A 26159-nucleotide genomic window follows, 5' to 3' on the forward strand; every position below is an offset into this window, starting at 1 on the left:
CACAAGCTGTTTGTCACAAGTTGTCACAGGTTCACGTTCAGTCCGAAGATGAACGAGCTCGGCTGGCGGATGCCCAAGGTCTCGGGGTCGACGCCCACCTTGTTCTTCACCCACAGGTAGTGGGGATTGTCTATCTGGAAGCTGAGGACAAGACGGTTGATGCCCAGGTGGCGCATCCACGAAGCCGGGAACTCGTAGCCGAACACGATGTTGCGGATTTTCAAGAAATCGGCATTGCGCACGGAGATGTCGCTATACGACGGTTCCGAGCCCAAAGCAGTAGAGCTATAACGTCCGATGCCCGGCGTGTTGGTGGGATGTTCCGGCGTCCAGGCATTGGCGAAATAGCTGGGTAGAGCCTGGTAAGGCACGCCACCCATGATTTCGGATTCTGCCAAGGCACGCATCTTGTGTCCGCCATAATAAGCCATCAGCACACTCAGGCTGAAGCCGTTCCATGTAAAGCGGTTTTCCATGCCCATGATGGTCTTCGGTTCGGTCTGCCCGGAATATTCCAGGATGCTGATGCTACGGCTAGTCGCTGTATGCGAGGTTCCTCCGTCTTCCACGTACCACAGCGTCTGCCCTTTCTCGCCCGGCACGTCACTGATGCCCGCAAAGCGGTACGACCACAGGGCACTGGACGGATAACCGGTCATGTACGGGGTATTGATAAGCTGGTAGGCCGAAGTGGCAGGGTTCTGCACGTCGGTCACCACGTTCTTGTTATAGGACATCGTGAAATTGGTGGTCCATCCGAAGGCACGGCGGCGATGGGGCACGAACCAGTTGTAGCTGAGGGCCAGTTCCATACCGCGGTTGCGGATGCTCGCCGTGTTGTAGTACATCGAGGTGAATCCGGTGGTCGGGTCGAGCTGGCGCGGCGCGAAGATGTCGGTACCCATCTTGTTATAGAAGTCCAGCGACCCCTGCAGGCGGTTGTTGAAGAACGAGAAGTCGACGCCGACGTTCGTGGTGGTGTTGCGTTCCCACTTCAGGTTCGGATTGGCAGGGCTTTCTATCGACCCGTAGGGCAGATTGGTATATTTGTTCACTTCGGTCGACGTGGCGGTCATATAGCTGGTGGCACCCTGGTAGATGTTACCCGTCACACCGTAGCTAACACGCAGCTTCAAGAAGTTAATCCAGTCCACCGGCTTCAGGAACTCTTCCTGATGGAGGTTCCAGCCCGCACCGACCGACCACAACGGACGGCCACGGTATTTGGCGTTCAACCCGTAGACATCGGCATAGTCCTTGCGGAACGAGCCGAAGACATTGTAACGGTCGTCGTACGTGTAGCTCAGGGTGAAATAGCCGGAAGCATAGCGGTGGAACTGCTCTATCACCACTCCCATGCCGTCACGGAAGTAAGGATTGAACACAAACTGCTGCGAGGGATAACCTCCTGCCAGCTGCATGTAGTAGCTGTTGTATCTCATCGTGCTCATCGTGCCGAGGTCCACCGTGTGCGTGGAGCTGTTCTGCAACTGGTCATCGTAGCCCAGGACGAGGGCTTTCGAACCGTTCGACTTCGTCTGGCGGAACTCCAGACCGGCAATGGCTGCCACGTAATGCTTGCCAAAGGTATTGGCATAATTCAGCTGTCCGCGGGCTGTCCAATAACGTCCGTAAGTATTGGTGGAACGCAGCATGCCCCCGTTCTCCGGCGTCATGTAGGTGACTTTCCCGTCGGCTCCTACCTGCGTATAGGCATTGCGGATGCTACGTGCCGCGTGGCTCGCCTCGTTGGCCAACCAATCTTCTTGTGTCCGGTCGGTCTCGTAGATGAACTGCGCATTGGCGGTCAATCCCTTGATAATCTTGAACAGCAAATCGCCGTGATAACGGAGATGCTGGCGGCGGGTGGTCAACGTGTTGTTATAAAATTCGTCCTTGATGTTCACACCCAGGTCGTGAAAACCTTCGGCACCCTTGCTGCTCCAATAAGGGTTTCCATCATACCAATAATAAAACAGATTGGCGGAACCATCGTCGTTGTACATCCGTTCGTAGGCAGGAACCGCCCACGGGTTGGTGTGCTGCGAATTATAATCCTCACCCGGACCGACACTCTTGTCATAGATGCCGTTGATATTGAAAGTGGCCGTCAGCCAGGAAGCCACGTCGTAGCTCCCCTTGTAATTGATGTTGAGCGAACTCTTGTCGGAATGAATCTGCCCGCTGTTGTCGAACTTGTAATTCAGCGTCAAGTTGCTCTGGAACTTGTCGGAACGGCTGCGCAGCGACAGGTTGTATTGTTGCAGAATCTGCTGCTTGTAGATGTTGTCGCCATATTCCTTGGCAAAATTGTTCTTCTTCAAGCCATTCAAATAGTCATTCAATTCCTGATTGGTGATTTCGCCCTGTGCCAGCCGGTAATAAGCATACTGAATGGGAGAGATGGCACTCGATCCACCCTCGATTGTCTGATACGTACTCTCCAACGGGTCGGCAACTTCACCGTCGTTATCGAAGAAATAATAATTCCAGTAGTCCGACTCGATGTCTACCTGCTGTTCGGGAGTGAGGTAGAAGTTATCGGCATAATCCATGTTTTTCTTTTCCCAAATGGTCAGGTTGGTGGAAAAATCAATGTCAATCTTCCCTTTCTCCTTCGCGCTCTTGGTCGTGATGACAATGATACCATTGGAAGCCCGCGCACCGTAAATGGCCGTTGCGGCAGCATCCTTCAGGACATTGACACTTTCGATGTCGTAAGGGTTCAAGTCTTCTATCCTTCCCTCGATAGGCACGCCGTCCACTACCAGCAACGGATTGGTCTCGGCATACAACGAACTGGTACCACGAATGGTTATCTTGCCATCCTGCGTGCTCAAACCAGCCACACGACCTTCCAGGTTGTTCAAGATATTCGGCGTATAGCGAGTCTGCAAATCTTCGGCGCGGACAATGGCAACCGAACCTGTCATTTTCTCCTTGGCAATGTCCTGATAACCGGTCACGACCACTTCATTCAACATCGTGTCGTCATCTTTCAGGGTAAAGACCGTATTCGAACCCGGTTCCACATCCGCCTCGATGGTCTTCTTGCCCAAGAAAGAAATCACCACCGTCGCCTTACTGCCGCTCACGCCCGGAATGGCAAAACGTCCGTCCATATCGGTAATCATACCCTTACGGGTTCCTTTCAGCAAAACCGAGGCACCGATGACCGGCTCTCCTCCTTCGTCAAGCACCTGTCCCGACACGGCAGCCCTTGCCTGCGCACCTTGGGAGGTCTTCGGTTTGGAAACGATAGTATAGATACCGTTTTTCTCTGTATAAGTCAAGGAAGTATTAGCCAACAATGCGTCCAATATTTCGGTAATATCCTTTTCCCGGAACACCTGCGCCCGACAGCGGATATGTGCAGCTACATCGGTGTTATACACCAGCTGGATATCACTGTTCCGCATAATTTGTTGGAAAGCCTGGTCCAGCGTTCCCCGTTCGATGCGGACAGAAAGCGCCTGTGCCAGCAGCGAAGCCGGAAAAGCCAAAGCACCTCCCAGCATCAAAGCACAAAAACAATTAACGATTCGTTTCATAAGCATTCTCTACTTTTTTATCACTATATATATTATCAACTGATTATTCGGAAATGATGATGCGTTTGCCTTGCAACTTAAACTTCAGTCCCGAAGTCTTTTCATAACTGTCTAACAAAATACGGATATCATCGTAACGATACAAACGCCCCGAAAGCCGGACATGACGCACAGCATCGGAAGTGAATACAGGGGTAAAGTCATACCAACGCGACAAGGTTGTCATAATTTCCTCCAATGTCTCACCGTGGAATACAAACTGATGGTTGACCCACGCCACATACTGGGAAACATCGACCGGATGCACCGCTACTTCTCCCGAAGCTGCATCATATTCCAAACGCTCGGAAGGATGCAACCGGACTTCTTCTCCTTCTGACGGCTGAAAACCGACATTGCCTTCGACCAACACTGCCGACAAAGGCTCGCCTGCATAACTGGAAACATTGAAACGAGTACCATACACACGAATAGCTCCCTCGTCTAAAGACACGACAAACGGATGCCGGCGGTCCTTCGTCACATCAAAAAATGCCTCACCTTTTAAATAGACTTTCCGTTCCTCACCCTTGGTAAAAGTGACCGGGAAGCGTAGTTCCGACTCGGAGTTAATCCATACCTGTGTGCTGTCGGGCAAACGGAATACATACTCCTGACCGGCTTCGACCGTCAACGTATTATAAGGAACAGTATCAGACTTGATATCCAACGAAACCGATGTTACCAATTCATCCACCACCTGACGGTCGACATCTGCAATATCAAACTGCCTTCCGTCTGCCAAAGTCAACACCGCTCCGCCTTTACCAGGAAAAATCTGTTGCTGCTCATGCTCGCCCCAAAAATAAAAAGAAAGCGAAAAAAGCAACACAAACATAGCAGCCACACTTCCCCACCGAAGTAAGCGGATGCGCCGTTGCCTGCCGAATACCTGACGCGAAAAGCGGTCTGCCATTTTTTCTCCATAATCTTCGTGTTGCAAACGGAGAATAAGCCTCGCCAATTGTTTACTACGAATCTGCTCGTACAGGTTCCGGTTTTCTTCCGAAGCCCGCAACCATTCATCCAAACGGCGATTGTCTTCCTCGCTCAAAGGGACTTCTAAAATCCGTTGAGCAATCAAATGGGATATATCTTTATTATTTTGACACATATTTTCGTCTCTTTATTACAATAGACGGTCAATATGCGCCAAAAGTATGACAAAGCATTACGATTTTAACACATGGAAGAATATAAAAGTAATAAGAGAGGAAGAAAGTCCTCTTTCGAAAGCGAAGATGCAAGCTGCTTGATGGCACGATATTTCAAGGTCTTCACTGTATTAATGGAAATATGCAGGGCATCGGCGATTTCGGGCATTGTCTTCCCGTCCATACTCATCAAGATAATGCGCCGGCTCTGAGGAGACAGTTTATGGATTGCCGCAGCAATCAAGTGTGAACTTTCAGCTTCGATGATATGCTGTACAAAAGATTCATTGGAAGACACCTCCATATAATCATCCAGACTCCGTTCGTTCTCACCCGCAGTGAAATACGTCCATTTATCAATGATGGTATTCCGAAGTATCGAATAAAAATAATTTTGCACGGAGCTGACTTTGCCGATTGTCTTCCGGTGAGTCCAAAGTTTTACATAAGCTTCTTGCAAGAAATCGTCAACAAGATCCGGATTATTGACATAGCGACTGGCAAAAGCATAAAACAAAGCAGAATTGTCTCGTATAAAACGCTTCATACAAGACTCATCCCACGTAGATATATCCAAAGGCAAGCCATCGTTCATTTTTCTATCCCAATATTAACAACCACCATAAAAACGGTGACAAAATAAACGTTTTTTAGCCAATTAAGCAACATCTATGGATAATTATTTTAAAAAGAAGGGACAAATTGTAAAAAAATCAAAATGAATACCCCCATCCAATTATGCTTTTGCAATGATAGCTATGCTTCAACAGTTATAGAAGCAATGATAAAAGGCAAAGTATCCTATAATAAATGGCAAAGTATCCTATAATACTTGACCATAGAAGCAATGATACTTAGACGCCGGAGTTTACTACTATATGTTCCTCATTTTCTGTTCGGGCAAATCCAAAAGATAGCCCAACAGTAAATTCAAAAATCAAATGACAACTGACCATCACCCAAAAGATTGAAAGTCATCCGATGATAAGGAGTCGTACCATACAGCCGGATAGCCTCCCGATGTTTCTTTGTCGGGTATCCCTTGTTGCCCTTCCAGTCATACATCGGATATTCCTTATCCAAACAGTTCATATAATCATCACGATAGGTTTTAGCCAAGATGGAAGCAGCGGCAATAGACAAGTATTTTCCGTCACCCTTGACAACTGTCGTATGAGGAATGCCCGGATAAGGATTGAAACGATTTCCGTCAATCAACAGATGTTGCGGACGAATGGCAAGCTGTTCCACTGCTCTGTGCATAGCAAGAAAAGACGCATTCAAGATATTGATTTGATCAATCTCTACGGGTGAGACTACCCCTACTGCCCATGCTAAAGCATCGCTCTCAATAATGTCACGCAACTTATACCGTTGACGTTCTGTCAGCTTCTTCGAGTCATTCAACAACTCATTCTGATAGCCGGACGGTAAAATCACAGCAGCCGCATACACAGCACCGGCAAGGCATCCTCGCCCTGCTTCATCACATCCGGCCTCTATCAAATCTTTATGTAAATAAGGTAATAACATCGTGTACATTCTCCTTTCACTTCATAAATGTTGCTTCTGCAAACAGACACAAGTACCAGTTCAGAGCAACAGAGGCATTTACGCCAAAAAACAAAAAAACCGGAATCTGAAAAGATTCCGGCCTCTTTTTATATTGCATTTACAGAATTATTCAGCTTTAGGGGCTTCCTCTGTAGTAGCTTCAGCAACAGGTGCTTCGGCTGTAGTAGCTTCAGCAGCAGGTGCTTCAGCGGCAGCAGCAGATGCAGACTTCTTAGAACGACGGGTGCGAGTTGCTTTTTTAGCAGCAGTCTTAGCCATGTTCTCATTATAGTCAACCAGTTCGATAAAGCACATTTCAGCGTTATCTCCCAAACGGTGACCGGTTTTGATAATACGGGTATAACCTCCCGGACGATCTGCAACCTTTACAGAGATTTCCTTGAAGAGTTCAGTAACGGCATATTTGTCTTGCAAATAGCTGAATACTACACGACGTGAATTAGTTGTATCGTCTTTTGAACGAGTAATCAACGGTTCTACGTATTTCTTCAAAGCTTTAGCCTTCGCAACAGTCGTAGTGATTCTTTTGTGCTTAATCAGAGAACATGCCATATTAGACAACATAGCGTGTCTGTGAGAAGCAGTACGACCTAAATGGTTAAATTTCTTATTGTGTCTCATTTTTTATTCTTTATCTAATTTATACTTAGAAATATCTGTTCCAAACGACAGATTCAGACTCTCGAGCAAATCATCAAGCTCCGTGAGCGATTTCTTACCGAAGTTGCGGAACTTCAACAAATCGGTCTTGTTGAACTGTACCAAATCGCCCAGTGTTTCCACATCGGCAGCCTTCAAGCAGTTCAATGCACGGACTGACAAGTCCATATCAACCAACTTGGTCTTCAGCAACTGGCGCATGTGCAAAACTTCTTCATCAAATTCTTCATTGCCGTCAGCATCTGCCGTTTCGAGTGTAATCTTCTCGTCAGAGAACAACATGAAGTGATAAATCAGAATCTTTGCAGCTTCTTTCAGCGCTTCTTTCGGGTGAATGGAACCATCCGTCGTAATCTCCAATACCAGCTTTTCATAGTCGGTCTTCTGTTCTACACGGTAGTTTTCCACCGCATATTTGACATTACGAATCGGAGTGTAAATAGAATCGATAGGAATTACATTCACATCGGTACAGAATTCCCGGTTTTCATCAGCCGGAACATAACCACGACCTTTGTTGATTGTAAGATCTATCTGCATAGTTGCTTTTGAATCTAAATGGCAAATAACTAATTCAGGATTTAACACTTCAAATCCGGTCAAATACTTACCAATATCACCTGCCTTAAATTCAGTAGAATTCTCAACGGTAATGCTAACCTTTTCATTTTCGAATTCCTCAACTATTTGCTTGAATCGAACTTGCTTCAGATTCAAGATAATGTTAGTCACATCTTCCTTCACACCGGGAACGGTTGCAAATTCATGCTCAACACCTTCTATGTGAATTGTGTTAATGGCATAACCTTCCAGAGAAGAGAGAAGAATACGGCGTAAAGCATTACCAACGGTAATACCGAAACCGGGTTCAAGCGGACGGAATTCAAACTTCCCATATTTAGAATCCGCTTCCAACATTAAGACTTTATCAGGTTTTTGAAATGCTAATATCGCCATGAAATTAATTATTTTATTTAGAGTACAATTCTACGATCAAGTGTTCTTTAATGTTTTCAGGAATGTCAGCTCTCTCAGGTTTATGCAACAATTTTCCTGTCTTAGAGTTCTCATCCCATTCCAACCAAGGATATTTGCTGTGATTGAATCCAGCCAATGAGTTTGCAATAACTTCCAGAGACTTAGATTTTTCACGAACACCAACCAATTGACCAGGCTTTACAGAATAAGAAGGGATGTTTACTACCTTGCCGTCTACTGTAATATGTTTATGACCTACCAATTGGCGAGCGGCAGCACGAGTCGGAGCGATACCCAAACGGAACACCACATTATCCAAACGGCACTCAAGACTTTGCAGCAAGATTTCACCAGTAATACCATTCATGCTTGCAGCCTTTTCAAACATATTACGGAATTGTTTTTCCAATACACCATAAGTATATTTAGCCTTCTGCTTTTCTGCCAACATGACACCATATTCAGACGTCTTTCTGCGACGATTATTCCCATGTTGTCCAGGAGGATAATTTTTCTTTGACAAAACTTTATCAGCTCCAAAAATCGCTTCACCAAATTTACGTGCAATTCTTGTTTTTGGTCCAGTATATCTAGCCATTTTCTTTAATTTAAATTAATTGTTATTCATGAACTCAATTTGTTGCAGCCGCGATTACAGAAAGGAAATGCAATCCATGTATCTAACAAAATCAAGTTACACTTTAAATTAGGTTATCAAAAATTATACTCTTCTTCTTTTCGGAGGACGACAACCGTTATGAGGCAATGGAGTTACATCAATAATTTCTGTAACTTCAATTCCAGCACCGTGTACCGTACGAATAGCAGACTCACGTCCGTTTCCAGGACCCTTCACATAAGCTTTCACTTTTCTCAAACCAAGATCATACGCTACTTTTGCGCAATCTTGAGCAGCCATCTGAGCTGCATAAGGAGTGTTCTTCTTAGAACCTCTAAATCCCATCTTACCGGCTGAAGACCATGAAATAATCTGACCTTCACTGTTTGCCAAAGAAACGATGATGTTGTTGAATGATGAATGCACATGCAACTGTCCGTTAGCATCTACTTTCACATTTCTTTTTTTAGCTGCGACTGTTTTTTTTGCCATATCAACAATTATTATTTAGTAGCTTTTTTCTTATTTGCAACAGTTTTCTTTCTTCCCTTACGTGTACGAGCATTGTTCTTAGTGCTCTGACCTCTTACAGGAAGACCTAAACGGTGACGAACACCGCGATAGCATCCGATATCCATTAATCGCTTAATGTTCAACTGGATTTCTGAGCGCAAATCACCTTCCACCTTATATTCAGCACCGATGATCTCACGAATCTTTGCTGCCTGATCGTCTGTCCAATCTTTTACTTTCAGATCACGATCAACACCTGCCTTGTCCAAAATTTTTGCTGAACTACTGCGTCCGATACCATAAATGTATGTCAACGCAATCTCACCTCTCTTGTTCTGAGGTAAATCTACACCAACTATTCTTATAGCCATATACTAAATTATTTTTTCTGCAAAAATAATAATAAATTATCCTTGACGTTGTTTATACTTAGGATTTTTCTTATTAATAACATACAAACGGCCCTTACGTCTCACGATTTTGCAATCCGGCGTACGTTTTTTTAATGATGCTCTTACTTTCATATCTATATTATTTTATTTGTATCTAAAAACGATTCTTCCTTTGGACAGGTCATAAGGAGACATTTCCACACGAACCTTGTCACCCGGTAAAATTTTAATGTAATGCATTCTCATCTTGCCAGATATATGAGCAGTTATTTCATGCCCGTTTTCCAGCTCTACACGGAACATTGCGTTTGACAATGCCTCTACGATTACTCCATCTTGTTCTATTGCAGCCTGTTTTGCCATATATTAATTCTCTTTATTTTTCAATACCTCTTCTATATAATCAAATGATGATAAAATATCAGCTTTCCCTAATCCTACAGCTACGGTGTGCTCAAAATGTGCGGCACACTTACGATCCATCGTACGGACAGTCCAACGGTCATTTTCCATTACGATTTTCCGACTACCCAAAGTTATCATAGGCTCGATAGCGATACACATACCTTTCTTCAACAAAGTGCCTGTGCCCCTTTTTCCATAATTAGGGACAGGAGGATCTTCATGCATCTCCTTTCCTATGCCATGCCCGACAAACTCGCGGACCACTTCATAAGATTGGGCTTCACAGTGCTGCTGGATAGCATATCCGATATCACCTAACCGTTTTCCATGTACAGCATTTTCAATACCTTTGTACAAAGCTTCCTTTGTCGTTTTCAATAAGGCAACAATCTCCGGAGCAACTTCCCCTACACAAAACGTATATGCAGAATCACCACAATATCCATTCATGTAAGTTCCACAATCAACCGAAATTATATCACCTTCTTTCAAAGGAATATCATTGGGAATGCCATGCACTACCTGCTCGTTCACCGAAGTGCAGATAGAACCAGGAAACGGACCTCCATAAGGATTCGGAAATCCTTTAAAAGTAGGAACAGCTCCATGGTCTCTAATAAACTCTTCAGCAACTTTATCCAGTTGCTTCGTAGTCACACCCGGCTTGATTAGTTTAGCCAGTTCAGCCAAAGTTTTCCCCACAAGGAGATTACTTTGGCGTAACAGTTCTATTTCATCATCAGTCTTTAGAAATATCATATTGAATGCAAATTAATATGCAGCAACGCCGGAACGGCCTTTTATTCTTCCCGAAGTGAGAAGACCGTCATAATGGCGCATCAATAAATGACTTTCTACTTGCTGTAAAGTATCAAGTACAACACCTACAAGAATCAACAGAGATGTTCCACCGAAGAATTGCGCAAACTCTGCCTGCACACCGAAAATACCGGCAAAAGCAGGAAGGATAGCGATAAGTGCCAAAAACAACGAACCAGGCAAAGTGATACGTGTCATAATCATATCAATATAATCAGCCGTACTTTTACCCGGCTTAATACCTGGGATGAAGCCATTATTCCGTTTCATGTCCTCTGCCATCTGATTCGGATTAATCGTGATTGCTGTATAAAACCACGTAAATACAATAATCAAAATAGCAAAAACCAAATTATACCAAAAACTGGTATGATCAACGAAAGCACGGGCAATTCCACTTGCCGAAGCAACATTCGAAAAACCGATAACAGTTATAGGAATGAACATTATTGCTTGCGCAAAGATAATCGGCATCACATTTGCAGCATTCACCTTCAAAGGAATGTATTGTCTTGCACCACCATATTGTTTGTTCCCGACAATACGTTTTGCATATTGCACTGGTATTTTACGGACTCCTTGCACCAGAAGGATAGCAGCAGCTATTACCAAAATCAGCACGATAATTTCAAGCAAGAACATGATAATACCCCCTGCTCCTGGAGAAGCAAGACGTGATACGAACTCACCGGAAAAGGCTTGCGGAAGACGGGCTATAATTCCAATCATAATTATTAAGGAGATTCCGTTTCCGATACCTTTATCTGTGATTCGTTCACCTAACCATAAAATAAACATACTTCCGGCTGCCAAAATGATGGTAGAAGTAATAATAAAGAAAGTCCAATCTAATGAAGCATTAAGAGCCGGACCTGCCTGCATTTTCAAGTTAATCAGATAAGAAGGAGCCTGAAAAATCAAAATGAATATAGTCAGAATTCGAGTATACTGATTGATTTTCCGACGCCCACTTTCACCTTCACGCTGTAGTTTCTGGAAATAAGGAACTGCAATCGCCAACAACTGAATCACAATGGATGCAGAGATGTACGGCATAATTCCCAATGCAAAAATAGAAGCATTGGAAAAAGCTCCACCAGAGAACATGTTTAACAAAGCAAGAAGACCTTCACTTGTTTGTTCATGCAACTTTGACAACATATCTGGGTTGATACCTGGAAGAACCACATACGAACCGAATCTGTAGATTGCGACAAACAATATAGTAATGAGGATCCGTTTTCTCAGATCCCCAATATTCCATATGTTCTTTAATGTTTCAATAGATTTTCTCATTGAATCAGAGTTTTACTGCATTACCACCAACGGCTTCGATTGCAGCTACTGCACTCTTGGAAAAAGCATGTGCTTCTACTTCGAGTTTAGTAGTTAAACTACCGTTACCAAGAACTTTCACTAATTGATTAGAAGAAACAAAACCCGCCTCAATCAGCTCATTAATGCCTACTTTAGACAAATTTTTTGCAGCTGACAGCTCTTGAATTACACTAAGATTAATAGCTTTATATTCAACACGGTTAATATTCTTGAAACCAAATTTAGGCACACGGCGCTGGAGAGGCATCTGCCCTCCTTCAAAACCAATCTTCTTAGAATAACCCGATCTTGATTTTGCACCTTTATGTCCTCTTGTAGAAGTTCCACCCAAACCAGAACCCGGACCACGGCCTATTCTTTTTCTTGTCTTAGTAGAACCTGCTGCTGGACGTAAACTATTTAAATTCATATCGCAAAATTCTTTATTAATTATTACTTAACGATTGTAACAAGATGTCTCACCTTTTCAACCATACCCAGAACAGAAGGAGTAGCTTCACGCTCAACCACTTGATTCAATTTACGAAGTCCCAAGGTATCCAACGTTCTTTTTTGATTGGCAGGAGCACCTATTCTACTTTTAACTTGCTTAATCTTAATAGTTGACATGTAAAACCTCCTTATCCTCTAAATACTTTATCCAAACTTACACCTCTGTTTTGAGCAACCATACAGGCATCACGCATTTCACTGAGTGCCAAAATAGTAGCCTTTACCAAGTTATGAGGATTGGAAGATCCTTTAGACTTAGCCAAAACATCTGTCACACCTACGCTTTCCAATACAGCACGCATTGCACCTCCGGCAACTACTCCTGTACCTGTCGAAGCCGGTTTGATAAATACTTCAGCACCACCAAACTTTGCAGTCTGTTCGTGAGGCACAGTACCTTTCAATACAGGCACACGAGTCAGATTCTTCTTAGCGGCTTCCACACCCTTAGCAATTGCAGCTGTCACTTCACCAGCTTTACCAAGACCATAACCAATGATGCCGTCTTCATTTCCTACCACCACGATAGCAGCAAAACTAAAAGTTCTACCACCTTTCGTAACCTTCGTTACACGATTAATGGCTACCAGTCTGTCCTTTAATTCTATATCGTTAGTGATCTTAACTCTATTATTAATTGCCATAATCCATTAAAATTTAAGTCCACCGTTACGAGCAGCATCAGCTACCTCTTTTACTCTCCCATGATACAAGTAGCCATTACGGTCAAATACAACAGCCGTAATACCAGCTTCCTGGGCTTTCTTTGCAATCAGTTCACCAACCTTGGCAGCCTGTTCTTTCTTAGGCATTGCAGCCATTCCCAAAGAAGAAGCTGCCGCCAAAGTCTTGCCGCTCAAATCATCAATCACCTGAACATAGATTTGCTTGTTGCTTCTGAACACGCTCATACGAGGACGTTCCGGAGTACCTGAAATCTTGTTACGTACTCTATATTTAATCTTGATTCGTCTTTCTATTTTTGTTGTCATAATATTATACGATTTAATGTGAATTATTTAGCGCCAGCCGACTTACCAGACTTTCTACGAATTTCTTCACCAACAAACTTAATACCTTTTCCTTTATAAGGTTCAGGCTTACGGAAAGAACGTATTTTTGCACACACCTGACCAAGCAGCTGCTTGTCACAAGATTCCAATATAATAAGAGGGTTCTTATTTCTCTCAGACTTAGTTTCCACCTTAATTTCAGGAGGCAACTGTATAAAGATATTATGCGTATATCCTAAAGCGAGGTCAATGATATTACCATTGTTTGACGCACGGTAACCTACACCGACCAATTCCAATTCCTTCTTATATCCTTCAGAAACACCCACAACCATATTGTGCACCAATGCACGATACAAGCCATGATATGCATGACGTTGTTTCAGATCGTCAAGCATTGCGTTTTCATTTTCTTTCAACTCCACATGTCCGTCTGCAATCGTCACCTCAATAGCGGGATTGACATACTGACTCAACTCACCTTTAGGACCTTTTACACTAACTACATTATCCTTCAGAGTTACAGTAACTCCGGCAGGGATAACAACTGGCAATTTACCTATTCTTGACATAGCTTACCCTCCATTAATATACATAACAAAGAACTTCACCGCCAATTTTCAACACTGAAGCTTCCTTATCTGTCATTACACCTTTGGAAGTAGATATAATAGCAATACCTAATCCATTAATAACTCTCGGCATGTCCTTATAGCCAGTATACTTACGCAAACCTGGAGTAGATACTCTTACAAGCTTCTTGATAGCATTAACCTTATTTACGGCATCATACTTCAAAGCTACCTTAATAGTACCTTGAGGACCATCTTCCACAAATTTGTAATTCAGGATGTAACCTTTGTCAAACAGGATTTTTGTAATCTCCTTTTTCAGATTTGAAGCAGGTACTTCCACCACTCTGTGCTTTGCACTAATTGCATTTCTCAACCTTGTGAGATAATCTGCGATTGGATCTGTCATAAAACTAATTGTTAAATTAATCAGGACTACCCTGACAATATTTAATAATAAACACTAATTACCAACTTGCCTTCTTTACACCCGGTATTAAACCACTGGATGCCATTTCACGGAATTGGATACGTGAAATACCGAACTGACGCATGTAACCTCTAGGACGACCTGTCAGCTTGCAACGATTGTGTAAACGAATCGGATTTGCATTCTTAGGGAGGCTTTGCAATTTCTGTGCCGCCTCAAACGCTGCAACAGGATCACCTGAATTGACAATTTTTTTCAGTGCAGCACGTTTTTCTGCATATTTGGCTACCAGCTTCGCTCTTTTTACTTCACGAGCTTTCATTGATTCTTTTGCCATATCTAATCAGTCTTTTTTAGCGTTTTTAAACGGTAAACCGAATTCTTTCAACAATGCATAACCTTCTTCATCAGTCTGAGCAGAAGTCACGAAAGTGATATTCATACCCATAATCTTGGCAATGCTATCGATATTGATTTCCGGGAAAATGATTTGCTCCTGAATACCCAAGGTATAGTTACCACGACCGTCAAACTTACTTTCAATACCTTTGAAGTCACGGATACGCGGCAAAGCCACACGCACAAGTTTTTCAAGGAACTCATACATTCTCTCACGACGCAAAGTCACCATCACACCAATCGGCATTTTTTTACGCAATTTGAAGTTTGCGATATCTTTGCGTGATACAGTTGCCACTGCTTTCTGTCCTGTAATAGCAGTCAACTCATTGATGGCAACATCAATTATTTTCTTATCAGCAACAGCCATACCCAAGCCCTGATTGATTACAATCTTCTTGAGTACAGGAATTTGCATAGTCGAAGAATACTTGAATTGATTCTTCAATGCAGGAGCGATACGCTCTGCATATTCTTTCTTAAGGCTAGCAGTATTACCCATTATTTAATCTCCTCTCCCGATTTTTTAGCATAACGAACAAATGTTCTTCCATCAGAACTTTCTCTTCTACCAATACGTGTCGGTTTACCTGTCTTCGGGTCAACCGGATTCAGGTTAGAGATGTGAATCGGAGCTTCCTGTTTCACAATACCTCCCTGCGGATTCTTTGCATTCGGTTTAGTACTTTTGGATACCATGTTGATACCCTCAACCACTGCACGTCCCTCTTTTACAAGAACTTTCAACACACGTCCAGTTTTACCCTTGTCTTCACCAGAGTTTACGTAAACTGTATCGCCTTTCTTAATATGTAACTTACTCATTACGACTTAACTTTTTAACAAAATTAAAGTACTTCAGGTGCAAGTGAAACCACTTTCATATTCACACTACGCAATTCTCTCGCTACCGGTCCAAAGATACGACTACCTCTAATTTCGCCCGCATTGTTCAGCAACACACATGCATTGTCATCAAAACGAATATAAGAACCATCAGCACGACGGATTTCTTTCTTAGTACGTACGACCAAAGCCTTAGATACTGCACCTTTCTTAATATCACTTGATGGGATTACGCTCTTTACAGAAACGACAATCACATCTCCTACAGAAGCATAGCGTCTTCTCGTTCCGCCCAATACACGAATGCAAAGAGCTTCTTTTGCGCCACTGTTATCACATACTGTAAGTCTGGATTCTGTTTGTATCATAATTACTTCGCTTTTTCAATTATTTCAACCACTCTCCATCTCTTAGTCTTACTCAAAGGACGAGTTTCCATGATGCGTACAGTATCACCTACAGCACATTCATTCTTTTCGTCATGAGCATGATATTTTTTCGTCTTCGAAACGAACTTACCATAAATCGGGTGTTTCTCCTTAAATTTGGCAGCAACAGTAACAGTCTTATCCATCTTGTTGCTAACCACAACACCAGTTCTTTCTTTTCTTAAATTTCTTACTTCCATAATAAGACCTTGTTATTTGTTGTTGAGTTCTCTCTGACGCAATTCTGTCTTCATCCGTGCAATCGTTCTACGCAAAGTTCTGATTTGTGCAGTATTTTCCAACGGAGAGATTGAATGATTCAACACCATTTGGTTATAATTAGCCACTTCTGTCTGAATTCTTTCAGCCAATTCACTGGTCGGTATTTCTCTAATTTCTGCAATCTTCATATCTCAATTAAGCATTTTGACTTGCGTCGTAATCACGTCTAACAATAAACTTAGTAGTCACAGGAAGTTTTTGTGCCGCCAGGCGCAAAGCTTCTTTAGCTACATCAAAAGATACTCCTTCCACTTCAATCAGGATACGACCCGGAGTTACAGGAGCAACAAATCCTTCCGGATTACCTTTACCTTTACCCATACGTACGTCAGCAGGCTTACGAGTAATCGGTTTGTCCGGGAAAATGCGGATCCAAATCTGACCCTGACGTTGCATATATCTAGTTACAGCAATACGAGCTGCTTCAATCTGACGACCCGTAATCCATTTGGTCTGTAAAGATTTGATTCCAAAAGAACCAAATGCCAACTGATGACCACGCTGTGCATTACCTTTGGCGCTGCCCTTCTGCTGTCTTCTGAATTTTGTCTTTTTCGGTTGTAACATAATTCCTAAAATTCAAATTCGTTAGCGATTGTTATTTTTCTTTCTGCGGAAATTCTTGCCACTGTTATTTCCGTTTCCGCCACGGCCGTTTTCTTTTGCCTGTGTAAAGTTAGGAGCCAACTCACGTTTTCCATAAACCTCACCCCGGCAAATCCATACCTTAATGCCCAGCAAACCGACCTTTGTCAATGCTTCAGCCTGACAGTAATCAATGTCTGCACGGAAAGTATGCAACGGTGTACGACCTTCCTTATACATTTCAGAACGCGCCATTTCTGCGCCATTCAAACGACCAGAAATCAAAACCTTAATACCTTCAGCACCCATGCGCATCGTATTGGCAATAGCCATCTTAATAGCACGGCGGTAAGCGATTTTACCCTCTACCTGGCGAGCGATGTTGTTTGCAACGATAACAGCATCAAGTTCGGGACGCTTTACTTCGAAGATATTGATTTGGATATCTTTATCGGTGATCTTCTTCAACTCCTCTTTCAACTTGTCAACTTCCTGACCACCTTTACCAATGATAATACCCGGACGAGCAGTACATACAGTAATTGTCACCAATTTCAGAGTACGTTCGATTACGATTCTAGAAACGCTGGCTTTTGCAAGTCTGGCATTCAGATATTTACGAATTTTGCTGTCTTCCAGCAAAGCATCACCATAATTCTTGCCACCGTACCAATTAGAATCCCATCCTCTGATAATTCCTAAACGGTTGCTTATCGGATTAACTTTCTGTCCCATCTACGTTTAATTTTTATCATTAGTATTTTTAGCATCAACAAACAGAGTCACATGATTAGAACGTTTGCGAATTCTGTAACCTCTACCCTGCGGAGCCGGTCTCATTCTTTTCAGAGTAACTCCTTCATCAACAAAAATCTTAGTCACATACAATTCGCCGTCTTCAGCCTTGCGCTCGTTTTTCGTTTCCCAGTTTGCAATAGCAGAGCGTAACAATTTCTCAACTTTTGCAGCTGCTGCTTTTGAAGAAAACTTCAAAACGCCAAGTGCACGATTTACTTCCATTCCACGAATCATATCTGCAACCAGACGCATCTTACGTGGAGAAGTAGGCACATTTTGCAATTTTGCAAAATACATGGTTTTACGGGCTTCTTTTCTTTTCTCAGCCGATATTTTTTTTCTTGCTCCCATTATTCTTCACTTTTTATTATTTCAAAAAGCTCCTGTCCGTTTATTTTTTCTTGTTACCAGCATGGCCACGGAATGTACGTGTCGGGGCAAATTCACCCAACTTGTGTCCCACCATGTTTTCTGTAACATAAACAGGAATAAATTTATTTCCGTTATGAACTGCAATAGTATGCCCAACGAAATCAGGCGAAATCATTGAAGCTCTGGCCCACGTCTTAACAACTGACTTCTTGCCACTTTCATTCATGGCAAGCACTTTCTTTTCCAGTTTTACATTAATATATGGACCTTTTTTTAATGAACGACTCATAATTTTCTCAGTTAAAATCAGTTGTTATTACTTTCTTCTTTCAATTATATACTTAGAAGACTGTTTCTTCGGAGATCTTGTCTTCAAGCCCTTAGCATACAAACCTTTGCGTGATCTCGGATGACCTCCAGACTGACGTCCTTCACCACCACCCATCGGGTGATCAACAGGGTTCATAACAACACCACGGTTGTGCGGACGACGTCCCAACCAGCGAGAGCGGCCTGCCTTACCAGAAGACTCCAACGCATGGTCAGAGTTACCTACACTACCAATAGTAGCCTTGCAAGCACCCAAGATTTGTCTCAATTCGCCAGAAGGCAATTTAACCACACAATAACGTCCCTCACGAGAAGTCAATTGAGCAAAATTACCAGCCGATCTTACCAGTGCAGCTCCTTGTCCCGGACGCAATTCAATGTTATGAATTACAGTACCGACAGGGATGTTATCCAACGGAAGCGCGTTACCAATCTCAGGCGTCGCATCCGCTCCCGACATCAATGTGCTGCCTACTTGCAATCCATTAGGAGCAATGATATATCTTTTTTCTCCGTCAGCGTAAAACAACAGAGCGATACGAGCCGAACGGTTCGGATCGTATTCAATAGTTTTAACAACTGCCGGAACACCGTCTTTGTTTCTCTTGAAATCGATGATACGATATTTTCTCTTATGACCGCCACCTATATAGCGCATTGTCATCTTACCTACGTTGTTACGACCACCCGTAGAACGCTTTCCATACACAAGAGATTTTTCTGGTACCGATGCAGTAATCTCTTCAAAAGTACCAATAATTTTGTGTCTCTGCCCCGGTGTTGTGGGCTTAAATTTACGTACTGCCATCTTCTATATCAAATATTACTATAAAAATCAATAGTATCGCCTTCTTTCAAGGTAACAATTGCTTTCTTGAAAGCGTTCTTGCGACCTTTGATCAAGCCTGATTTTGTATAACGAGTTTTGTTTTTCCCTTGATAACGCATCGTGTTTACATCCAACACGGTCACATTATACAAAGCTTCGATTTCACTCTTAATTTCCAATTTGTTGGCTTCCGGACGTACGATGAACCCGAAACGGTTGTTCATCTTATCTGTAATAGCCGTCATTTTTTCTGTAACCAACGGTTTAACAATCATTCCCATATTACTTTCAGCCTCCTATAATTATTTAATTAAGGTTTCCTCGATAGCTTTCAATGCATTCTCTGTAACAACAAGAGTTTCTGCGTTCAATACCACATAAGTATTCAGCGCAGAAGCAATCGCCAAATTTGTACGCTCTAAATTACGAGCTGACAAATATACGTTTTTATTTGCTTCCGGCAAAACCATCAGTAACTTCTTACCAGCTACTTTAAGATTATTCACAACATTTACGAAATCTTTTGTCTTCGGAGCTTCAAATGTGAAGTCTTCAACCACAACAATGTTATTTGCCTGAGCCTTATAAGACAAAGCAGACTTACGGGCCAACGATTTCACTTTCTTGTTCAACTTAAAGCTGTAGTCACGAGGTTTCGGACCAAACACACGTGCACCGCCAACCAACAGCGGAGAATTGATATCACCGCGACGTGCACCACCGCCACCTTTCTGACGGCCCAATTTACGAGTAGAACCACTTATTTCACTTCTTTCTTTTGACTTGTGAGTACCCTGACGCTGATTAGCCAAGTACTGCTTTACAGCCAAATAGATAGCGTGGTCATTCGGAGTGATGCCGAAGATGGCGTCATTCAAGACAACTTTTCTTCCGGTATCTTCACCTTTAATATTTAATACATTAACTTCCATTATTTCTCAATTATTACGATTGAACCTTTGTAACCTGGAACAGAGCCCTTAATCAACAGCAGGTTATGTTCAGGAATTACTTTTAATACTTGCAAGTTGTGAGTAGTAACTCTACCACCACCCATTTGACCTCCCATGCGCATTCCTTTGAACACCTTTGCGGGATAAGAACATGCACCGATAGAACCCGGTTTGCGGGCACGGTTGTGCTGACCGTGAGTAGTCTGACCTACACCACCGAAGCCATGACGTTTAACGACGCCCTGAAAACCTTTACCCTTCGATGTTCCGATTATATCCACATACGGAGCATCATTGAACAGTTCTACGGTAATTGTGTCACCTAAATTCAATTCTTCTGAGAAATCTTTGAACTCGGCCAAGTGTCTCTTGGGAGTTACTCCTGCTTTTTTGAAGTGACCCATCAGCGGTTTGGTTGTATGCTTTTCCTTCATTTCCTGGAAGCCCAACTGAACAGCTGCATAGCCATCTTTTTCTACGCTCTTAATCTGAGTAACTACACAGGGACCAGCTTCGATAACAGTGCATGGTACATTCTTACCATCAGCACTGAAAACGGATGTCATTCCGATTTTCTTTCCTAATAATCCTGGCATTTCAGTTAATTTTTAATTCATTAAACTTTAATTTCTACTTCTACTCCACTCGGCAATTCCAATTTCATCAATGCATCCACTGTCTTGGCAGTTGAGCTATAGATGTCAATCAGTCTCTTGTAAGAAGACAATTCGAACTGTTCACGCGACTTTTTATTAACGAAAGTCGAACGGTTTACTGTAAAGATACGCTTATGAGTAGGCAATGGAATCGGACCGCTCACAATAGCACCTGTAGCTTTTACAGTCTTTACAATCTTCTCAGCAGACTTGTCTACCAAGTTGTGATCGTAAGATTTCAATTTAATTCTGATTTTCTGACTCATTTTCCTTTTATTATATTAATAGATGATTATCCAATAAGATGAAGCATGAGGGTTAAGAGTCATTCGCTAACCCCCATAGGCTTCAAGCTATTTTTTTTGATTATACCAAATCGGTACGGCCTTTCACTTCTTCCAGAACAGCCTTAGCGATAGAAGAAGATACTTGAGCATGATGGTCGTAACTCATTGAAGAGGTTGCACGACCCGAAGTAATCGTACGCAAGGCAGTTACATAGCCGAACATTTCTGCCAGCGGAACCATCGCCTTCACGATACGGGCACCCGAACGGCTTGTCTCCATACCTTCTACCTGGCCACGACGTTTGTTCAAGTCACCGATTACGTCACCCATATTTTCTTCCGGAGTAACGACTTCCAGCTTCATAATCGGCTCCATCAATACAGGACCTGCCTTCACGCAAGCGTTCTTATAAGCCTGGATGGCACAGATTTCGAATGACAGCTGGTCAGAGTCTACCGGGTGGAACGAACCATCTTTCAGCACAACCTTCAAAGAGTCAAGCGGGAATCCTGCCAACACACCATTCTTCATAGCTGTCTGGAAACCTTTCTGTACAGAAGGAATGAATTCCTTAGGCACATTACCACCTTTCACCTCATCGATGAACTGCAATCCACCTTGTGTCCAGTCTTCGTCAACCGGTCCTACGGTAACGATGATATCGGCAAACTTACCGCGACCACCCGACTGCTTCTTATACACTTCACGCAATTCCACAGTCTTTGTGATAGCTTCCTTGTAGTTTACCTGCGGACGGCCTTGGTTACATTCAACCTTGAATTCACGTTTCAAACGGTCGATGATGATATCCAAGTGAAGCTCACCCATACCCGAGATGATGGTCTGACCGGTCTGCTCGTCTGTGCGTACAGTAAAGGTCGGATCTTCTTCAGCCAGCTTAGCCAAACCGTTAGACAGCTTGTCCAAATCTTTCTGAGTCTTCGGCTCTACTGCAATACCGATAACCGGTTCCGGGAAATCCATAGATTCCAATACGATCGGAGCAGTTTCGTCACACAGTGTATCACCGGTGCGGATATCTTTGAAACCTACCCCAGCACCAATATCACCAGCACTAATTACCTCTACCGGATTCTGCTTGTTAGAATGCATCTGGAACAGACGCGAAACACGTTCTTTCTTTCCAGAACGAGAATTGTAGATATAAGAACCTGCCTCAACCTTACCAGAATAAACACGGAAGAAAGTCAGACGGCCTACATACGGGTCAGTAGCAATCTTAAATGCCAAAGCAGCAGTTTTTTCATCTTCGCTCGGCTTACGGTCTTCTTCAGCTCCGGTAGAGGGGTTTGTACCCACAATATTCGGAGTATCCAACGGAGAAGGCAAGAATGCACATACATAATCCAACAATGTCTGCACGCCCTTATTCTTAAACGAAGAACCGCACAACATCGGCACGATTTCCATCTTCAAAGTTCCGGCACGCAAAGCACGCAGGATTTCTTCTTCCGTAATCGTAGAAGGATCATCGAAGTACTTTTCCATCAAAGCTTCGTCGAACTCAGCTACTTTTTCCAGCATTTTATCGCGCCATTCATTCGCTTCGTCAACCAAGTTTGCCGGGATATCCTCTACCTCATAATCGGCACCCATGGTTTCATCATGCCAATAGATAGCTTTCATCTTGATCAAGTCAACCAATCCCTTGAAGTTTTCTTCGGCACCGATAGGAACAACTACCGGACACGGATTAGCGCCCAATACATCTTTCATCTGACGTACCACTTCGAAGAAGTCCGCGCCCGAACGGTCCATTTTGTTGACATAACCGATACGGGGAACATTGTACTTGTCAGCCTGACGCCATACCGTTTCCGACTGCGGCTCAACGCCACCTACGGCACAATAAGTAGCAACAGCACCGTCCAGCACACGCAACGAACGTTCTACCTCAGCAGTAAAGTCCACGTGCCCCGGAGTATCGATCAAGTTGATCTTATACTTGTTGCCCGCATAATTCCAGTAAGTGGTTGTAGCAGCAGAGGTAATCGTGATACCACGTTCCTGCTCCTGTTCCATCCAGTCCATCGTAGCAGCACCATCATGAACTTCACCGATTTTGTGAGTTAAACCAGTATAAAACAGAATACGTTCTGAAGTAGTGGTTTTACCGGCATCGATGTGAGCCATAATACCAATGTTACGGGTCAAATGCAAATCATGTTTAGCCATTTTCTGTTCCTTCTTAAATTAATTATACTTGATTAGAATCTGAAGTGAGCAAATGCACGGTTAGCTTCAGCCATACGGTGCATATCTTCCTTACGCTTGAAAGCACCGCCCTGTTCGTTATATGCATCCAGAATTTCAGCAGCCAATTTGTCAGCCATCGATTTTCCACCACGTTTACGTGCAAAAGCGATCAGGTTTTTCATTGAAATAGACTCCTTACGTTCGGGACGGATCTCAGTCGGAACCTGGAAAGTGGCACCACCAATACGGCGAGACTTCACTTCCAACTGAGGAGTTACATTGTCCAATGCTTTTTTCCACACTTCCAATGCTGATTTTTCTTCGCCCGGAAGCTTTGTTCCTACCACATCCAATGCTTTGTAGAAGATTTCGTAAGAAGTATTCTTCTTACCGTCATACATCAAGTGGTTTACAAATTTAGAAACCTTCGGATCGTTGAATACGGGATCCGGAAGAATGATACGTTTTTTAGGTTTTGCTTTTCTCATTTTGTTTTGATAATAATGTTTAGTTTGGGGCTGCACCTTTTGTTTTCTTCAACGCCTCCTCCGAGACATTTACTCAACCTTAAAGCTTTCCTGCAAACCAAAACGGATTAATAATTTTCTGTATACCCGCAGCAGATATTACTTCTTACCCTTTCCTGCCGGAGCTGCCTGTCCCGGTTTCGGACGCTTAGCACCGTACTTAGAACGTCTTTGCGTACGTCCTGCCACGCCGGCCGTATCCAATGTGCCACGAACGATGTGATAACGTACACCCGGAAGGTCTTTCACACGACCGCCACGTACCAATACAATAGAGTGTTCCTGCAAGTTGTGGCCTTCTCCCGGAATATAAGAGTTCACTTCCTTAGAGTTTGTCAGACGCACACGAGCAACTTTACGCATTGCAGAATTCGGTTTCTTCGGAGTTGTAGTGTAAACACGCACACATACACCACGTCTTTGCGGACATGAGTCAAGTGCCGGAGATTTACTCTTCTCAACCAAAACCTTTCTTCCTTTTCTTACTAACTGTTGAATAGTAGGCATTTTGTTTGATTTTTAATTATTTATATTGTTATATTTATTTTGTTTTCCTATATCAAGCCGAAACTATACATTTCGGGCTGCAAAATTACAAATAACTTTTTAATACACAAACTGTTTTTGCATAAAATTCTGATAACGATAAAATTTTCTCCTTTCTTTTCCGCAAACTGATTAGTCAGAGAGAAAGGCATAGAGCTTACCCAGCCGGAGAACATCCGTCACAAACTCCAAAGATGACAATACGGATCATTATACAATGACTTTCAGGATTCTATGTCCCAAGAGAAGAATCATCCCTTTCCCGTAGATATAAAATTGCATAAAAAGGTTAAATAAATATTTAGATCTCATGTATATATTCATTTGAGGACGAAGATATATTCACAAGTCATTCCAGTTGACTGCCACAATCCACAAAGATAACTGAAACGGCAAAATGGAACAGCCGCAGATAACTTCGCCTGGTGTAAGATTAATAATCTTCCGCTTGTAAGATTAATAATCTTGCAGCCTGAAGATTAATAATCTTACAACGGATGGACTTATATGGTATGTGCCGACGCACCCATATCCGCGGGCTTCCGCAGCCAACTGCGCCTTGCTATGATACTATCTGGAAAAATGGCAATCAGCAAGCATTGGTTCGAATGCCTACGAAATTTCATCAGACAATTAAGAAGCTGTTTTGAATTTCTCCAAAAAGTTTTTCTTGGCTTGATGTATACGTTTTCGTGTGTTTTTTCCCGTCTTGATGTATTCGTTTCATGACTGACCCTTTTATGCCTGCATAAGAATTTAAAATACAAACAGACAGAGGCATAAGGAAATAAAAATCAGTCTTCGCAAATTACAAAAAAAACACTATATTTGCATACGTTACATTCCTAAAACACCGGCAATTATGGACAGAAGAGAACTCAGCGACAGATACGTCAACCCCTATACCGACTTCGGATTCAAGAAACTGTTCGGCACCGAAATAAACAAGGACCTGCTCATCAGCTTCATCAACAGCCTCCTGCACGGAAAAGAAGTGGTGAAAGACCTGACCTACCTCAATACGGAGCATTTAGGCACCGGCGAGGCAGACCGCAAGGCGGTGTTCGATGTGTATTGCGAAAACGAAAACGGAGAGAAGATACTGGTAGAAATGCAGCGCGGAGAACAACAGTTCTTCAAGGACCGAAGCTTGTATTACGCCACCTTCCCCATCCGCGAACAGGGACAGAAAGGGGAATGGAATTACAAGCTGAAAGCCGTATATGTCATCGGCATCCTCAACTTCACCTTCGACGAGCAGAGCGATGATTTCTATCACCACGAAGTGAAGCTCATGGACACCCGGACCAAAGAAGTGTTTTATGACAAGCTGACTTTCATTTACCTGGAAATGCCCAAGTTCAATAAAAGCGAAGAAGAACTGAACGGCATGTTCGAGAAATGGCTCTTCGTGTTGCGCAACCTCTCACGCCTGATGGAACGTCCCAAAGCCCTGCAGGAACGCATCTTCACCAAACTCTTCGAAGCCGCTGAGATTGCCAAGTTCACCAAGACCGAATACGACAGCTACGAAGAAAGCCTGAAAATCTACC

Annotated in this window: 38 protein-coding genes; 1 reads left to right on the top strand and 37 read right to left on the bottom strand. The window is 43.0% G+C overall.

Annotated features, from left to right (window positions below):
- Window positions 1-23 precede the first annotated feature (23 nt).
- The 37 genes from B5F78_RS06655 to rpsL all read right to left on the bottom strand — a co-directional run bounded on the left by B5F78_RS06655 (window position 24) and on the right by rpsL (window position 24567).
- Window positions 24-3551 (bottom strand): SusC/RagA family TonB-linked outer membrane protein, encoded by a 3528-nt coding sequence (locus B5F78_RS06655; RefSeq protein ID WP_162608497.1) that lies wholly within the window; start codon window positions 3549-3551, stop codon window positions 24-26.
- A 43-nt stretch (window positions 3552-3594) separates the two neighbouring features.
- Window positions 3595-4704: a FecR domain-containing protein gene (locus B5F78_RS06660; protein WP_022038683.1), complete on the bottom strand. Its 1110-nt coding sequence runs from the start codon at window positions 4702-4704 to the stop codon at window positions 3595-3597.
- 65 nt (window positions 4705-4769) lie between these two features.
- A complete protein-coding gene (locus B5F78_RS06665) occupies window positions 4770-5339 on the bottom strand; it encodes an RNA polymerase sigma factor (protein ID WP_022038682.1) in 570 nt (189 codons plus the stop codon).
- A gap of 335 nt (window positions 5340-5674) precedes the next feature.
- On the bottom strand, window positions 5675-6277 hold the full coding sequence (locus B5F78_RS06670; protein WP_022038680.1) for a ribonuclease HII: 603 nt from the start codon (window positions 6275-6277) through the stop codon (window positions 5675-5677).
- A gap of 147 nt (window positions 6278-6424) precedes the next feature.
- On the bottom strand, window positions 6425-6940 hold the full coding sequence (gene rplQ / locus B5F78_RS06675; protein WP_022038679.1) for a 50S ribosomal protein L17: 516 nt from the start codon (window positions 6938-6940) through the stop codon (window positions 6425-6427).
- Window positions 6941-6943: 3 nt separating this feature from the next.
- Window positions 6944-7936: a DNA-directed RNA polymerase subunit alpha gene (locus B5F78_RS06680; RefSeq protein WP_087209566.1), complete on the bottom strand. Its 993-nt coding sequence runs from the start codon at window positions 7934-7936 to the stop codon at window positions 6944-6946.
- A 13-nt stretch (window positions 7937-7949) separates the two neighbouring features.
- On the bottom strand, window positions 7950-8555 hold the full coding sequence (rpsD, locus tag B5F78_RS06685; protein ID WP_022038677.1) for a 30S ribosomal protein S4: 606 nt from the start codon (window positions 8553-8555) through the stop codon (window positions 7950-7952).
- A gap of 123 nt (window positions 8556-8678) precedes the next feature.
- The gene (rpsK, locus tag B5F78_RS06690) at window positions 8679-9068 is read right to left on the bottom strand and encodes a 30S ribosomal protein S11 (RefSeq protein ID WP_007567382.1); all 390 of its coding nucleotides are present in this window, start codon (window positions 9066-9068) and stop codon (window positions 8679-8681) included.
- 11 nt (window positions 9069-9079) lie between these two features.
- Window positions 9080-9460 (bottom strand): 30S ribosomal protein S13, encoded by a 381-nt coding sequence (rpsM, locus tag B5F78_RS06695; protein ID WP_022038676.1) that lies wholly within the window; start codon window positions 9458-9460, stop codon window positions 9080-9082.
- Between the two features lie 36 nt (window positions 9461-9496).
- Window positions 9497-9613 (bottom strand): type B 50S ribosomal protein L36, encoded by a 117-nt coding sequence (gene ykgO / locus B5F78_RS06700; RefSeq protein ID WP_087209568.1) that lies wholly within the window; start codon window positions 9611-9613, stop codon window positions 9497-9499.
- A gap of 12 nt (window positions 9614-9625) precedes the next feature.
- Window positions 9626-9844 (bottom strand): translation initiation factor IF-1, encoded by a 219-nt coding sequence (gene infA / locus B5F78_RS06705; RefSeq protein WP_022038675.1) that lies wholly within the window; start codon window positions 9842-9844, stop codon window positions 9626-9628.
- A gap of 3 nt (window positions 9845-9847) precedes the next feature.
- A complete protein-coding gene (gene map / locus B5F78_RS06710; protein WP_022038674.1) occupies window positions 9848-10645 on the bottom strand; it encodes a type I methionyl aminopeptidase in 798 nt (265 codons plus the stop codon).
- A gap of 12 nt (window positions 10646-10657) precedes the next feature.
- Window positions 10658-12001: a preprotein translocase subunit SecY gene (gene secY / locus B5F78_RS06715; protein WP_087406345.1), complete on the bottom strand. Its 1344-nt coding sequence runs from the start codon at window positions 11999-12001 to the stop codon at window positions 10658-10660.
- Window positions 12002-12005: 4 nt separating this feature from the next.
- Window positions 12006-12452, bottom strand: a complete 447-nt coding sequence (rplO, locus tag B5F78_RS06720) for a 50S ribosomal protein L15 (RefSeq protein ID WP_022038672.1) — start codon at window positions 12450-12452, stop codon at window positions 12006-12008.
- 23 nt (window positions 12453-12475) lie between these two features.
- Window positions 12476-12652 (bottom strand): 50S ribosomal protein L30, encoded by a 177-nt coding sequence (rpmD, locus tag B5F78_RS06725; protein WP_022038671.1) that lies wholly within the window; start codon window positions 12650-12652, stop codon window positions 12476-12478.
- Between the two features lie 11 nt (window positions 12653-12663).
- Complete coding sequence (gene rpsE / locus B5F78_RS06730) at window positions 12664-13179, bottom strand: 30S ribosomal protein S5 (RefSeq protein ID WP_162608498.1); 516 nt, start codon at window positions 13177-13179, stop codon at window positions 12664-12666.
- Window positions 13180-13185: 6 nt separating this feature from the next.
- On the bottom strand, window positions 13186-13527 hold the full coding sequence (gene rplR / locus B5F78_RS06735) for a 50S ribosomal protein L18 (RefSeq protein WP_087209576.1): 342 nt from the start codon (window positions 13525-13527) through the stop codon (window positions 13186-13188).
- Window positions 13528-13550: 23 nt separating this feature from the next.
- Window positions 13551-14120 carry a 50S ribosomal protein L6 gene (rplF, locus tag B5F78_RS06740; protein ID WP_022038668.1) on the bottom strand — a complete coding sequence of 190 codons (570 nt, stop codon included), beginning with the start codon at window positions 14118-14120 and terminating at the stop codon, window positions 13551-13553.
- A gap of 13 nt (window positions 14121-14133) precedes the next feature.
- Window positions 14134-14529, bottom strand: a complete 396-nt coding sequence (rpsH, locus tag B5F78_RS06745) for a 30S ribosomal protein S8 (protein ID WP_022038667.1) — start codon at window positions 14527-14529, stop codon at window positions 14134-14136.
- Between the two features lie 58 nt (window positions 14530-14587).
- Entirely contained in the window at window positions 14588-14887 is a 300-nt protein-coding gene (gene rpsN / locus B5F78_RS06750) for a 30S ribosomal protein S14 (protein ID WP_022038666.1), read from the bottom strand.
- Between the two features lie 6 nt (window positions 14888-14893).
- Entirely contained in the window at window positions 14894-15451 is a 558-nt protein-coding gene (rplE, locus tag B5F78_RS06755; RefSeq protein WP_022038665.1) for a 50S ribosomal protein L5, read from the bottom strand.
- The gene (rplX, locus tag B5F78_RS06760; RefSeq protein WP_013617995.1) at window positions 15451-15774 is read right to left on the bottom strand and encodes a 50S ribosomal protein L24; all 324 of its coding nucleotides are present in this window, start codon (window positions 15772-15774) and stop codon (window positions 15451-15453) included. Before rplX ends, rplE begins: the two co-directional genes overlap by 1 nt.
- Before the next feature lie 23 nt (window positions 15775-15797).
- Window positions 15798-16163: a 50S ribosomal protein L14 gene (rplN, locus tag B5F78_RS06765; RefSeq protein WP_022038664.1), complete on the bottom strand. Its 366-nt coding sequence runs from the start codon at window positions 16161-16163 to the stop codon at window positions 15798-15800.
- Window positions 16164-16165: 2 nt separating this feature from the next.
- The gene (rpsQ, locus tag B5F78_RS06770) at window positions 16166-16423 is read right to left on the bottom strand and encodes a 30S ribosomal protein S17 (protein ID WP_022038663.1); all 258 of its coding nucleotides are present in this window, start codon (window positions 16421-16423) and stop codon (window positions 16166-16168) included.
- 12 nt (window positions 16424-16435) lie between these two features.
- Window positions 16436-16633 carry a 50S ribosomal protein L29 gene (gene rpmC, locus B5F78_RS06775; RefSeq protein ID WP_022038662.1) on the bottom strand — a complete coding sequence of 66 codons (198 nt, stop codon included), beginning with the start codon at window positions 16631-16633 and terminating at the stop codon, window positions 16436-16438.
- 7 nt (window positions 16634-16640) lie between these two features.
- Entirely contained in the window at window positions 16641-17072 is a 432-nt protein-coding gene (rplP, locus tag B5F78_RS06780) for a 50S ribosomal protein L16 (protein ID WP_022038661.1), read from the bottom strand.
- Between the two features lie 21 nt (window positions 17073-17093).
- On the bottom strand, window positions 17094-17825 hold the full coding sequence (rpsC, locus tag B5F78_RS06785) for a 30S ribosomal protein S3 (RefSeq protein ID WP_022038660.1): 732 nt from the start codon (window positions 17823-17825) through the stop codon (window positions 17094-17096).
- A gap of 6 nt (window positions 17826-17831) precedes the next feature.
- Window positions 17832-18239: a 50S ribosomal protein L22 gene (gene rplV / locus B5F78_RS06790; protein ID WP_022038659.1), complete on the bottom strand. Its 408-nt coding sequence runs from the start codon at window positions 18237-18239 to the stop codon at window positions 17832-17834.
- 40 nt (window positions 18240-18279) lie between these two features.
- The gene (gene rpsS / locus B5F78_RS06795) at window positions 18280-18549 is read right to left on the bottom strand and encodes a 30S ribosomal protein S19 (protein ID WP_013618002.1); all 270 of its coding nucleotides are present in this window, start codon (window positions 18547-18549) and stop codon (window positions 18280-18282) included.
- A 27-nt stretch (window positions 18550-18576) separates the two neighbouring features.
- Window positions 18577-19398 carry a 50S ribosomal protein L2 gene (gene rplB, locus B5F78_RS06800; RefSeq protein WP_022038658.1) on the bottom strand — a complete coding sequence of 274 codons (822 nt, stop codon included), beginning with the start codon at window positions 19396-19398 and terminating at the stop codon, window positions 18577-18579.
- Between the two features lie 8 nt (window positions 19399-19406).
- Window positions 19407-19700 (bottom strand): 50S ribosomal protein L23, encoded by a 294-nt coding sequence (gene rplW, locus B5F78_RS06805; RefSeq protein WP_087209579.1) that lies wholly within the window; start codon window positions 19698-19700, stop codon window positions 19407-19409.
- Window positions 19701-19721: 21 nt separating this feature from the next.
- Entirely contained in the window at window positions 19722-20351 is a 630-nt protein-coding gene (rplD, locus tag B5F78_RS06810; protein WP_022038656.1) for a 50S ribosomal protein L4, read from the bottom strand.
- Entirely contained in the window at window positions 20351-20968 is a 618-nt protein-coding gene (gene rplC, locus B5F78_RS06815) for a 50S ribosomal protein L3 (RefSeq protein WP_087209582.1), read from the bottom strand. The genes rplD and rplC overlap by 1 nt, the downstream gene beginning before the upstream one ends.
- Before the next feature lie 20 nt (window positions 20969-20988).
- Window positions 20989-21294 (bottom strand): 30S ribosomal protein S10, encoded by a 306-nt coding sequence (rpsJ, locus tag B5F78_RS06820; RefSeq protein WP_005941888.1) that lies wholly within the window; start codon window positions 21292-21294, stop codon window positions 20989-20991.
- Between the two features lie 100 nt (window positions 21295-21394).
- The gene (gene fusA, locus B5F78_RS06825) at window positions 21395-23512 is read right to left on the bottom strand and encodes an elongation factor G (protein ID WP_087209585.1); all 2118 of its coding nucleotides are present in this window, start codon (window positions 23510-23512) and stop codon (window positions 21395-21397) included.
- 32 nt (window positions 23513-23544) lie between these two features.
- Complete coding sequence (rpsG, locus tag B5F78_RS06830; protein ID WP_022040834.1) at window positions 23545-24021, bottom strand: 30S ribosomal protein S7; 477 nt, start codon at window positions 24019-24021, stop codon at window positions 23545-23547.
- A gap of 138 nt (window positions 24022-24159) precedes the next feature.
- Complete coding sequence (rpsL, locus tag B5F78_RS06835; protein ID WP_022040833.1) at window positions 24160-24567, bottom strand: 30S ribosomal protein S12; 408 nt, start codon at window positions 24565-24567, stop codon at window positions 24160-24162.
- Window positions 24568-25468: 901 nt separating this feature from the next.
- On the opposite strand from rpsL, the gene B5F78_RS06840 reads away from it, so the two are divergent.
- The coding region (locus B5F78_RS06840) for an Rpn family recombination-promoting nuclease/putative transposase (protein WP_087406346.1) at window positions 25469-26159 on the top strand (691 nt) is incomplete at its 3' end.

Source organism: Bacteroides sp. An279 (assembly GCF_002159615.1).
GTDB classification, from domain to species: domain Bacteria; phylum Bacteroidota; class Bacteroidia; order Bacteroidales; family Bacteroidaceae; genus Phocaeicola; species Phocaeicola intestinalis.

What these genes read in the sequence shown, in the direction of transcription:
- B5F78_RS06655 (WP_162608497.1), bottom strand. Translation starts at nt 3,551, where the DNA reads ATGAAACGAATCGTTAATTGTTTTTGTGCTTTGATGCTGGGAGGTGCT.
- B5F78_RS06660 (WP_022038683.1), bottom strand. Translation starts at nt 4,704, where the DNA reads ATGTGTCAAAATAATAAAGATATATCCCATTTGATTGCTCAACGGATT.
- B5F78_RS06665 (WP_022038682.1), bottom strand. Translation starts at nt 5,339, where the DNA reads ATGAACGATGGCTTGCCTTTGGATATATCTACGTGGGATGAGTCTTGT.
- B5F78_RS06670 (WP_022038680.1), bottom strand. Translation starts at nt 6,277, where the DNA reads ATGTTATTACCTTATTTACATAAAGATTTGATAGAGGCCGGATGTGAT.
- rplQ (WP_022038679.1), bottom strand. Translation starts at nt 6,940, where the DNA reads ATGAGACACAATAAGAAATTTAACCATTTAGGTCGTACTGCTTCTCAC.
- B5F78_RS06680 (WP_087209566.1), bottom strand. Translation starts at nt 7,936, where the DNA reads ATGGCGATATTAGCATTTCAAAAACCTGATAAAGTCTTAATGTTGGAA.
- rpsD (WP_022038677.1), bottom strand. Translation starts at nt 8,555, where the DNA reads ATGGCTAGATATACTGGACCAAAAACAAGAATTGCACGTAAATTTGGT.
- rpsK (WP_007567382.1), bottom strand. Translation starts at nt 9,068, where the DNA reads ATGGCAAAAAAAACAGTCGCAGCTAAAAAAAGAAATGTGAAAGTAGAT.
- rpsM (WP_022038676.1), bottom strand. Translation starts at nt 9,460, where the DNA reads ATGGCTATAAGAATAGTTGGTGTAGATTTACCTCAGAACAAGAGAGGT.
- ykgO (WP_087209568.1), bottom strand. Translation starts at nt 9,613, where the DNA reads ATGAAAGTAAGAGCATCATTAAAAAAACGTACGCCGGATTGCAAAATC.
- infA (WP_022038675.1), bottom strand. Translation starts at nt 9,844, where the DNA reads ATGGCAAAACAGGCTGCAATAGAACAAGATGGAGTAATCGTAGAGGCA.
- map (WP_022038674.1), bottom strand. Translation starts at nt 10,645, where the DNA reads ATGATATTTCTAAAGACTGATGATGAAATAGAACTGTTACGCCAAAGT.
- secY (WP_087406345.1), bottom strand. Translation starts at nt 12,001, where the DNA reads ATGAGAAAATCTATTGAAACATTAAAGAACATATGGAATATTGGGGAT.
- rplO (WP_022038672.1), bottom strand. Translation starts at nt 12,452, where the DNA reads ATGAATTTAAATAGTTTACGTCCAGCAGCAGGTTCTACTAAGACAAGA.
- rpmD (WP_022038671.1), bottom strand. Translation starts at nt 12,652, where the DNA reads ATGTCAACTATTAAGATTAAGCAAGTTAAAAGTAGAATAGGTGCTCCT.
- rpsE (WP_162608498.1), bottom strand. Translation starts at nt 13,179, where the DNA reads ATGGCAATTAATAATAGAGTTAAGATCACTAACGATATAGAATTAAAG.
- rplR (WP_087209576.1), bottom strand. Translation starts at nt 13,527, where the DNA reads ATGACAACAAAAATAGAAAGACGAATCAAGATTAAATATAGAGTACGT.
- rplF (WP_022038668.1), bottom strand. Translation starts at nt 14,120, where the DNA reads ATGTCAAGAATAGGTAAATTGCCAGTTGTTATCCCTGCCGGAGTTACT.
- rpsH (WP_022038667.1), bottom strand. Translation starts at nt 14,529, where the DNA reads ATGACAGATCCAATCGCAGATTATCTCACAAGGTTGAGAAATGCAATT.
- rpsN (WP_022038666.1), bottom strand. Translation starts at nt 14,887, where the DNA reads ATGGCAAAAGAATCAATGAAAGCTCGTGAAGTAAAAAGAGCGAAGCTG.
- rplE (WP_022038665.1), bottom strand. Translation starts at nt 15,451, where the DNA reads ATGGGTAATACTGCTAGCCTTAAGAAAGAATATGCAGAGCGTATCGCT.
- rplX (WP_013617995.1), bottom strand. Translation starts at nt 15,774, where the DNA reads ATGAGTAAGTTACATATTAAGAAAGGCGATACAGTTTACGTAAACTCT.
- rplN (WP_022038664.1), bottom strand. Translation starts at nt 16,163, where the DNA reads ATGATACAAACAGAATCCAGACTTACAGTATGTGATAACAGTGGCGCA.
- rpsQ (WP_022038663.1), bottom strand. Translation starts at nt 16,423, where the DNA reads ATGGAAGTAAGAAATTTAAGAAAAGAAAGAACTGGTGTTGTGGTTAGC.
- rpmC (WP_022038662.1), bottom strand. Translation starts at nt 16,633, where the DNA reads ATGAAGATTGCAGAAATTAGAGAAATACCGACCAGTGAATTGGCTGAA.
- rplP (WP_022038661.1), bottom strand. Translation starts at nt 17,072, where the DNA reads ATGTTACAACCGAAAAAGACAAAATTCAGAAGACAGCAGAAGGGCAGC.
- rpsC (WP_022038660.1), bottom strand. Translation starts at nt 17,825, where the DNA reads ATGGGACAGAAAGTTAATCCGATAAGCAACCGTTTAGGAATTATCAGA.
- rplV (WP_022038659.1), bottom strand. Translation starts at nt 18,239, where the DNA reads ATGGGAGCAAGAAAAAAAATATCGGCTGAGAAAAGAAAAGAAGCCCGT.
- rpsS (WP_013618002.1), bottom strand. Translation starts at nt 18,549, where the DNA reads ATGAGTCGTTCATTAAAAAAAGGTCCATATATTAATGTAAAACTGGAA.
- rplB (WP_022038658.1), bottom strand. Translation starts at nt 19,398, where the DNA reads ATGGCAGTACGTAAATTTAAGCCCACAACACCGGGGCAGAGACACAAA.
- rplW (WP_087209579.1), bottom strand. Translation starts at nt 19,700, where the DNA reads ATGGGAATGATTGTTAAACCGTTGGTTACAGAAAAAATGACGGCTATT.
- rplD (WP_022038656.1), bottom strand. Translation starts at nt 20,351, where the DNA reads ATGGAAGTTAATGTATTAAATATTAAAGGTGAAGATACCGGAAGAAAA.
- rplC (WP_087209582.1), bottom strand. Translation starts at nt 20,968, where the DNA reads ATGCCAGGATTATTAGGAAAGAAAATCGGAATGACATCCGTTTTCAGT.
- rpsJ (WP_005941888.1), bottom strand. Translation starts at nt 21,294, where the DNA reads ATGAGTCAGAAAATCAGAATTAAATTGAAATCTTACGATCACAACTTG.
- fusA (WP_087209585.1), bottom strand. Translation starts at nt 23,512, where the DNA reads ATGGCTAAACATGATTTGCATTTGACCCGTAACATTGGTATTATGGCT.
- rpsG (WP_022040834.1), bottom strand. Translation starts at nt 24,021, where the DNA reads ATGAGAAAAGCAAAACCTAAAAAACGTATCATTCTTCCGGATCCCGTA.
- rpsL (WP_022040833.1), bottom strand. Translation starts at nt 24,567, where the DNA reads ATGCCTACTATTCAACAGTTAGTAAGAAAAGGAAGAAAGGTTTTGGTT.